This is a genomic window from Coleofasciculus sp. E1-EBD-02, from assembly GCF_040218245.1.
Classification (GTDB): Bacteria; Cyanobacteriota; Cyanobacteriia; order Cyanobacteriales; family Coleofasciculaceae; genus Coleofasciculus.
The window spans coordinates 20,228-28,883 of record NZ_JAVJQN010000250.1 but is presented as its reverse complement, the minus strand read 5'-3'; the positions used below and the strand labels follow the sequence as shown (position 1 = coordinate 28,883).

The window sequence follows — 8,656 nt, the reverse complement described above, 5'->3', positions numbered from 1 at the left end:
ATTTGTCATTTGTCATTTGTCATTTGTCATTTGTCATTTGTCATTTGTCATTTGTCATTTGTCATTTGTCATTTGTCATTTGTCATTTGTCATTTGTCATTTGTCATTTGTCATTTGTCATTTGTCATTTGTCATTCGTTTGTTATACTCGCTTTTCGAGAAACAAGCTACGTCTTTCGTCATCTGTTCAGTTTCCTCAAACTCATATCTTGCACCTGTCTCAATAAGGCAATTTTATGTAGGGTGGGCAAGAATGATAAACTTGGAAACATTTATATTATCGTTGATTGCTCTTGCCCACCTCACGGTAACTTGGGATTTATTATCAGTGCTGCAATATCTGCGTAAAAGCCTTTTCCTCTGTCTTGGTTGATGATTCATACTTTATTTTTCCGGTAATCTTCAATATCAGCACGTCGCCGCCGCAGTTGAATATCTTCTAGCAGCTTACGATTCACCGCCATCAAGTCAGCAATTAATCCAAACATCCACAGTTGAAAGCCAATCAGAATTAAAATAGCGGCTACAATTAAGCTAGGCGCACGACTTCTATCCGGATCAAATACCACCAACCAACGCACGCATAGAATCAACCCCAAGCCGAAAGGAAGCGTCCCCAGAACAATGAAGAACTGGAGCGGTTGATAGGTCATGAAAATGCGGACAATCGTAAGAATGGAGCGCTGGATATAAGCGGGAATACTTTTAACTAAACGGGACGGGCGCAGGAAATCATTGGTTCTAATTGGCACCGAAGCAATGGCGATGTTTTTTTGCCCCGCCTGAATAATCATTTCTAGGGTATACGTATATTGGCTAAACACATTCAGTTGCAGCGCCGCATTCCGACTGATGGCGCGGAAGCCACTGGGAGCGTCAGGGATATTGGTTTTACTCGCGATTCGTACTACCCAGCTTCCTAATTTTTGCAAAAACTTTTTGGCGGGAGAAAAATGCTTAATTTGCTGGATGGGTCTAGCACCTATGACAATTTCTGCCTGACCTTGTAAGATAGGTTCAATTAGCTTAGGGATATCTGCCGCACAATACTGATTATCGGCATCCGTATTCACGATAATATCGGCTCCTGCCTTTAAACAGGCTTCTATCCCTGCCATAAACCCCTTGGCTAAACCCTGATTATGATCAAAGCTAACAATGTGGTCAACGCCACAGGCTTTGGCAACTTCAACTGTCCGGTCGAGACTGCCATCATTAATAATTAGCCACTCTACCGTATCGACTCCAGGCACTTGCCGGGGAAGTTCGGACAGTGTTAGTCCCAGGGTTGCTTCTTCGTTGTAACAAGGGATTTGGATGATTAGTTTCATTGCACTTATCGCCAAGACTTTTGAGTCATATAACCATTCCATTTGAGAGGGGAACTCCCCAAGGTAGACAAAGGGAATAGGGAACAGGGAACAGTAATCAAGAGGTACGAGTGTTTTTTGTAGGCTCAGGAATTAGCCTTGAGTTTCCTGAATGAGTTGGAATGGCTATAAGATTAAGACAATTATGAATTCCTTAATAACTAATATCATGTTTATCTAATTTATTTACTTCTCCCTTAAATTATTGCTATTTTCCTTGAAACCTTCTGTCCCTCTGCTCCCCTGCTCCTCTCCTCTGCCTTGTTTCACTATTCCGTTTATGCTTTGGCTCTAGCTTGTAACCAGCCCCAACGCAACACCCAAACCCCTGCTCCAATCAACAGGGCGGCTAAAAGTCCACCCACCCAAATCGGGATACCAACAGCAGGCAATACCCACCACCACACCGCCACAATATGTAACAATTGAGCGCTAGTCATTTGGTCTCCGGGCGGTGGTTCTCCAACTTGCCCTAGGACATCTCGAATATTTGTACTTAAGGCACTGCTAACCTGGCGATAGGCTGCACCCCAAGCATTAAATAGAGGAGCATAGCTGGGCGAATCCCATAAGGCTCTGGCTCGATTGATATATCCTCCATCAAGGGCTTCGGCATAGTAGCGTTGAAAATACGATACCAGGGTCGGGGCATTGGCAAGGAACCCCAGTACCGTCAAACCAATTAACCACTTCCACCACCTTTTCCCAATCAGTGCGACTAGCGCCATCAATCCTGGAAGTGCGGGAACTAAAAATCGAGGTCCCCAACTCCAGCCGCCAAATTCCCACAAGGAATGGAGTAGCCAATACCCACCGAATATACCCCCAATGGCTAAGGCTTCTAGGGGTTTAGATTTGAGCGCGTTGCGGAATCCAATAATTGCCAGAATCGTTGGCGGACAGTACCAGATTAACCCCCCTCCTGCGCCGGGACTCAAGATCAAACCGATGAATCGTTCTAGCATTCCATCCAGGGTAAATTTCGAGGCATTTTGTCCACTGGATAGTAAACCACCAAACCGCAGGTAGTTATACGCCATAAACAGCATGAACCCCATAATTGTACCCAGTAGGGGACCCAGAGCATTCCGCAGGGGATACCGCTTGAGTAGGAGATAGGCGGACAACACCGGTCCAATGACAATACCCGCAGGTTTAGCAGTCAAGGCTAAACCAGAAAGAATACTCGCACCCGCATGTTCACGACTGGTTTTTCCCAGGGCGAGATAGAGGCTAGACGCAGTTATAAAAGAGAGGAGGGGTTCAGCAAAGAACTCTCGCGAATAGACCAAGGCTGTCGTACCCAAGGCAAAACATAAGGCGGCTAAGTACGCACCTGTGCGACTGCTACCCAAGCGCAATGCCAACAAAGCCACCAGCGATGTGGTTAAAGCGGTTAATATTACTGATACAACCAACGCACAAACCGCCGATGAATAGTTCGTCGGTATATTGAACCAGTGACCCAACACCAGTCCCACGGCAACAAAGGGTGTGGCAATAATCGGTAATAAGGGATATCGAATTGAGTAATATTGCCCATCGCGACCCAAGGCTCCGGAACCGGGTGGCACGCTAAAATCAAATTCGGTAACTAATGACTGGGAAACATGCAGCATGTCATTGCCATCAAAGCCCCAAATCCCCGGTTTGAGAAATGCCAGATAAATCAGCCCAATGCCGATGGATAAGGCGAACGCCATTTTCCCAACCTGCTGATGCGCGAGTTGCTGCTGGGGACGAGTGGACTCTTGAATCTCGCTGGGATTTACCATAGTATTTCTAAAGTATTCTGGTTATTTTTATAAGTTATTTTCTATTCCGTCGGTTTATCCCGTACTGCTTATTTACTGTCGCTTTTCTGGCAAACCAACTCGATGATTGGCGTGAGACTGAGACTCCCCGATTTTCTTCCAAGAGATTCTAGTATGACAAAGGCATGACACCTCTAGCAACTTATCAGAAGCACCAACAATGGAGTCAACAGATATGAATCAACAGATTGCCTTTATCGGACTTGGCGTCATGGGCGGACCTATGGCAGCAAATTTGGCGCCATCGGGTTACGCGGTTAAGGGGTGGAATCGAACCCCTAATCGTCCGGGTGTGGAGATAGCGGCTCAGGCTGGGGTAACGGTGGTGTCTTCGATTCGTGAGGCTGTCGCATCGGCTGATATCGTCTTTTCCTGTGTCAGTGATGTGCCTGATGTTAAAGAGGTTCTGCTGGGAACGGGAGGGGTTGCCGAATCAGCGCGTCCAGGTACGCTGGTGATTGATACCAGTACGATTGGTCCAGAGGCGGCGCGTGAAATAGGGGCGCAACTGCAACAGCATAACTTGCGCTTTTTGGATGCGCCCATTTCTGGGGGTGATATTGGTGCAAAAAATGGCACGCTGACGATTATGGTGGGCGGAGAGGCAAAAGATTTTGAGGAAAGCAAACCGTTGTTGGAGGTTTTGGGTAAAACCATTCGCCTGTGTGGACCGATGGGGAGTGGTCAAGCGGTTAAACTGTGTAACCAGGTTTTGGCGGCGGTTCATGCGGTGGCGTTGTGTGAAGCGATGCAGTTGGCACAGCAGCAGGATATTGACCCGAACTTAATTGTAGAGGTTTGCAGTACGGGGGCGGCTGGTTCTTGGGCGCTGTCGAATTTAGGACCGAAAATTGCCGCATCGGATTTCCAACCGGGTTTTATGATTAAGCATATCCTTAAGGATTTAAGATTGGTGCAGGAAACCTTAAATTCATCGCCTCAGGAATTGCCAGGAGTGGAACTCGCTGACCGTTTGTTTAAGATGGTTCAAGAGTTTGATAGTGGTAAAGGAGGGGAACAGGGGACTCAGGCAATGATTCGCGCTTATCAGAAGTCCTAGTGCAGCGCGGTGGAAATATGTGAGCAGCTTTGTAGGTGTGGAGGAGCTGGGGGAGCTGGGGAAGCTGGGGAAGCTGGGGGAGATATTAGCTGTTCAGTTATTTCTGCCTTCTTGCACTAGTCCAATAAGGCAGAAGGCAGAAGGACATAATGTAACAACAGTTACGCATTTGTAGGGGCGGGTTTAGCCCCAATTGTAGGGGCGGGTTTAGGGACAATTGTAGGGGCGGGTTTAGGGACAATTGTAGGGGCGGGTTTAGGGACAATTGTAGGGGCGGGTTTAGGGACTAAATTCAGCTATTCACCGATAACCTCTCAACAAAACCCGCCCTCCTCACCGATAACCTCTCAACAAAACCCGCCCTCCCCACTTAAGTTGTTCAGATGGCTTCGTTGTATTCCATCCTTACCATTTCGCCATTTTTACCGACGGTGACGATGCTTTTATAGGCGGGAACGTCTGAGGCGGGTTCAGTTCCATAAAAGGCGAATGTCCAACTTTGCCCATTATCGACAAACGGAACTTCTATGGCAGGTCCATGCATATAGGATGCCGCCCGATAATCGTCTAAACCGCCGTTGGCTTCTTCGGCTGCCATGCGAGCTAGGTTTTTGGCTCGATTCAGCGCTCTAATATAGTCTGAGTCGTAAACCATGACAATATCACTGTCAGGTTCGGAATAGGCATTTGCTGAGGTTTGAGCGCGGGATTCTGAACTAATGCCCATCAAAGCGCCCATAAAGAAGGTGGATGTTAAAACGCCGAGAGTTAGTTTGTTAAAGGTTTTCATAGTGAGTTCTCCTCTTTCGTTGCAAATTGAGTTTTTTCTAGCACTTGGGTTAGTGCTATGAAAATGAATTGGTTAAAAAGCGTATCAATCGCTTCTAGTTCTAGATTCGCGCAACTCCTCCCCGTTGAACTTCCCCACAGAGTTAGAACTATTACACGTTTGGATATGCAGTAAGATAGAAAGTTAACGTGAAGCCAAACGCGGCAGTTCATCAATCGTTGTTATTGTTCCCATCCTTAACCAGCAATGACCTCAACTCCTGCCCAATCCTTTGACTGGAATGCCTTAGCCTCAGAATTCGCGGGGATAGAAACGATTACTGAACCGACTCAGGTGGCTAAGTTATCTCTGGACTATTACCATTTCAGTCCGGTTCTGCAACCCCTGCTAGAGGATAAGCGAGGGAATCTGGTAGTACGCCCTCAGACTGAAGCGGATGTTCTACAGGTGGCGCGAATCTGTGTCAAGCACAAAGTTCCCCTGACGATTCGAGGTGCGGGAACGGGGAATTATGGGCAATGTATTCCGCTGCACGGTGGAGTGATTTTGGATACCACCCGGATGAATGGGATTCGCTGGATTAAACGGGGTAAGACTTGTGTGGAACCGGGGGTGAAGTTAGCGGCGTTTGATAAACAAGCGCGGAAAATTGGCTGGGAATGGCGGATGGTTCCTTCAACGTACCGCAGCGCCACGATTGGTGGCTTTATTGGGGGCGGAAGTGGGGGAATTGGGTCAATTAATTATGGGCAATTGCGCGATCGCGGCAATCTTTTGGCGGTGCGTGTGGTTACACTGGAGGACGAACCCCGTGTGATTGAGTTACGGGGAGATGATGTGCAGAAGGTGAATCACGCCTATGGCACGAATGGGATTATTACTGAGTTAGAGGTTCCCCTCGCCCCGGCTTATGCCTGGGTAGAAGTTATTGTTATTTTCGATAACTTTATCACGGCTGCCCAGTTTGGTCAGGCTTTGGGTGATGCGGATGGGTTGGTGAAAAAGTTGATTAGTATTCATGCTCATCCCATCCCAACCTATTTTAGTGGATTGAAGCCATATCTACCCGATGGAAAACACTGTGCCTTATTAACGGTAGCGGAGTCTTGTTTAGAAGCGTTTCAGGAATTAGTGCGGGAGTATGGCGGGGAAATTACTTATCAAAAATCTGCCCAAGAGGGGAGTAAAGGCATCAGTTTAGCCGAGTTTACCTGGAATCATACGACATTACACGCCCGTAGTCTTGACCCGACACTGACGTATTTGCAAACCTTCTTTTTTACGTTGGAACGGGTGAAGCAATTGTATGATCATTTTGGCGATGAAGTGATGATGCATTTAGAGTTTCTGCGGGTGAATGGTCAAGCGATTCCAGCCGGATTGCAACTGGTTCGCTATACCACAGAGGAACGGTTAAATGAGATTATTCGCTATCACGAAGAACAGGGGGCGTTTATTGCCAATCCTCATACTTATATTCTAGAAGATGGGGGACGTAAGACGATTGATGTTGAACAGCTAAAGTTTAAGGAATTGGTTGATCCGTATGGGTTGATGAATCCGGGTAAGATGCGAGGATGGGAGGAGAGATAAGAAAATTTTTTATCAATTTCAATAATCGAACATCTACTACTGGACTGACACAGCTAAAATTGTGGCATAGATTTTACGATTAAATCGGGCGCACGTCTGTGCGCCCCTACAATCCTCCCCATTAAAACATTGGCTACTTCTACCTATATAAAGGCGGGTTTTGTTGTTCCGTTATCGGTGAATAGGTGAATTTAGTCCCTAAACCCGCCCCTACAATTATCCCTAAACCCGCCCCTACAATTATCCCTAAACCCGCCCCTACAATTGTCCCTAAACCTGCCCCTACAAATAAATTTATCTATGGATTGGGATTATATTATTTTCGTTGAAACGGGGAGCATTCCCTTGTTTATTACAACCTTATTCCTTTTCTTATGCTATCTGCCTTATAGTTTAATTGGACTAATTTAGAAGCCAAATACTAAAATGCACAGTTTTATTCCCCCAGAACGCTTCTTTCCTTATCTTACCTGGAAAGATATCCAAACAATGCCGGATAAGGAAAATGTAGTGATTATTCAACCTGTTGGCGCAATTGAACAACATGGTCATCATTTGCCCTTAGTTGTGGATTCGGCGATTGGTGTCGGGGTTCTGGGTAAAGCCCTAGCCCAACTGGAACCGGATATCCCGGCTTATGCGTTGCCGAATTTATTTTACGGGAAATCGAATGAACATTGGCATTTTCCCGGTACGATTACTCTCAGCGCCCAAACCTTGCTGGCGGTGTTAATGGAGGTGGCGGATAGTATTTATCGGGCGGGATTTCGGAAGTTAGTGCTGATGAATTCCCATGGCGGACAACCCCAGGTGATGGAAATTGCGGCGCGGGATATTCATCAAAAGTATGGGGATTTTCTGGTGTTTCCGCTGTTTACGTGGCGGGTTCCTAATGTGGCAAAGGAGTTAATTTCAGCCAAGGAGTTGGAGTTGGGAATTCATGCGGGGGATGCGGAAACAAGTTTGATGTTATCCCTGTTACCAGAACAGGTGAAAATGGAACGGGCGGTGGCTGAATATCCTCAAGGGTTACCGGAAGATAGTTTATTGAGTATGGAGGGAAAGTTACCCTTTGCTTGGTTGACGCGAGAATTGAGTCAGAGTGGAACATTGGGTGATCCCACACCCGCAACGAAGGAAAAAGGCGATCGCATCCTAGCGTCGTTGGTATCCGGTTGGGTACGGGTAATCCAGGATATCTATACGTTTCGCCAACCTCAAGGTAAGTAAGAGAACGTGCGATCGCGAATAAAGGTAAGGTATCACAAGGGTGAAAGCCTCAAAGCAATGCTAAATTAGCATTAAAGACTTCTCACCCTATCTAAAGGCTGTCCCGTGACATCTCCCGGTTTTAACCAGAGACTAAACGACTTAGCAGATAACATTGCTAAAGATCAGGAACTCCTCAAGGAATTCGAGGATTGCTTGCGCTACGAGACAAATCCTCGCGTTAAAGCTGGATATCGTCGGGATATTCAGGATTTGGAGCAATCGGTTCAGCAGAATAAGGTTAAGTATACCAAACTACGACAGGAATTAGCGAGTAAACCTTCCGCTAAGATGCAGGCGGTGGGAAGTCAGTTGCAGCAGATGGATGCGAAGTTAAATCTCCTGTTGAGAAGTCAGGTTGAGATTTACGGCGACTTATCTCAGATGCGTAAAGACCTGCTGAACTGCTATGATGCTACTGAGCAAGTTGTAATCGCCGCGATCGCACAGCAGCTAAACCAGAATCAATTAGCCATCACTCAAACCTTACTCAATGCGGTGGAAGCCAACCAGGTATCAGAATTGCAGATGCAGCAAATGTTAGTAGTATTAGAGGAACGCATTCCGGCTTTACCTGCTAGTCAAGCGGCTGTAGCTGAAATTATTAAAGCACCTGAGTTAGACGCTAAACATAAACTCAAGGTAACACTCCCGATTATTCCGTTTCTGATTGACTACGAAGGGGAGTTAGAACTCGGAAGTGGGTTCAATATCAAATCAGCTTGGGATCAATTGCTGGCAAAGTTAAGGAGGAGGTAAG

At 46.6% G+C, this 8,656-nt stretch carries 7 protein-coding genes; 4 read left to right on the top strand and 3 right to left on the bottom strand.

Annotation, left to right across the window (positions count from 1 at the left end; genetic code table 11):
- Positions 1-377: 377 nt before the first annotated feature.
- A complete protein-coding gene (locus tag RIC07_RS36625; protein ID WP_446398798.1) occupies positions 378-1,331 on the bottom strand; it encodes a glycosyltransferase family 2 protein in 954 nt (317 codons plus the stop codon).
- Between the two features lie 317 nt (positions 1,332-1,648).
- On the bottom strand, positions 1,649-3,145 hold the full coding sequence (locus RIC07_RS36620) for a hypothetical protein (protein ID WP_446398797.1): 1,497 nt from the start codon (positions 3,143-3,145) through the stop codon (positions 1,649-1,651).
- Positions 3,146-3,359: 214 nt separating this feature from the next.
- Here RIC07_RS36620 and RIC07_RS36615 point away from each other — a divergent pair, with 214 nt between their 5' ends.
- A complete protein-coding gene (locus RIC07_RS36615) occupies positions 3,360-4,244 on the top strand; it encodes an NAD(P)-dependent oxidoreductase (RefSeq protein ID WP_446398796.1) in 885 nt (294 codons plus the stop codon).
- A 379-nt stretch (positions 4,245-4,623) separates the two neighbouring features.
- Here RIC07_RS36615 and RIC07_RS36610 read toward each other — a convergent pair whose 3' ends face one another.
- The gene (locus tag RIC07_RS36610) at positions 4,624-5,034 is read right to left on the bottom strand and encodes a hypothetical protein (RefSeq protein WP_446398795.1); all 411 of its coding nucleotides are present in this window, start codon (positions 5,032-5,034) and stop codon (positions 4,624-4,626) included.
- A 246-nt stretch (positions 5,035-5,280) separates the two neighbouring features.
- Between RIC07_RS36610 and RIC07_RS36605 the strand changes: the two genes are divergently transcribed.
- From RIC07_RS36605 to RIC07_RS36595, 3 genes are all read left to right on the top strand, one after another.
- The gene (locus RIC07_RS36605; protein ID WP_446398794.1) at positions 5,281-6,627 is read left to right on the top strand and encodes an FAD-binding oxidoreductase; all 1,347 of its coding nucleotides are present in this window, start codon (positions 5,281-5,283) and stop codon (positions 6,625-6,627) included.
- 426 nt (positions 6,628-7,053) lie between these two features.
- Entirely contained in the window at positions 7,054-7,857 is an 804-nt protein-coding gene (locus RIC07_RS36600; RefSeq protein ID WP_446398793.1) for a creatininase family protein, read from the top strand.
- Positions 7,858-7,962: 105 nt separating this feature from the next.
- A complete protein-coding gene (locus RIC07_RS36595; RefSeq protein WP_446398792.1) occupies positions 7,963-8,655 on the top strand; it encodes a hypothetical protein in 693 nt (230 codons plus the stop codon).
- The last annotated feature ends 1 nt before the right edge of the window (position 8,656 follow it).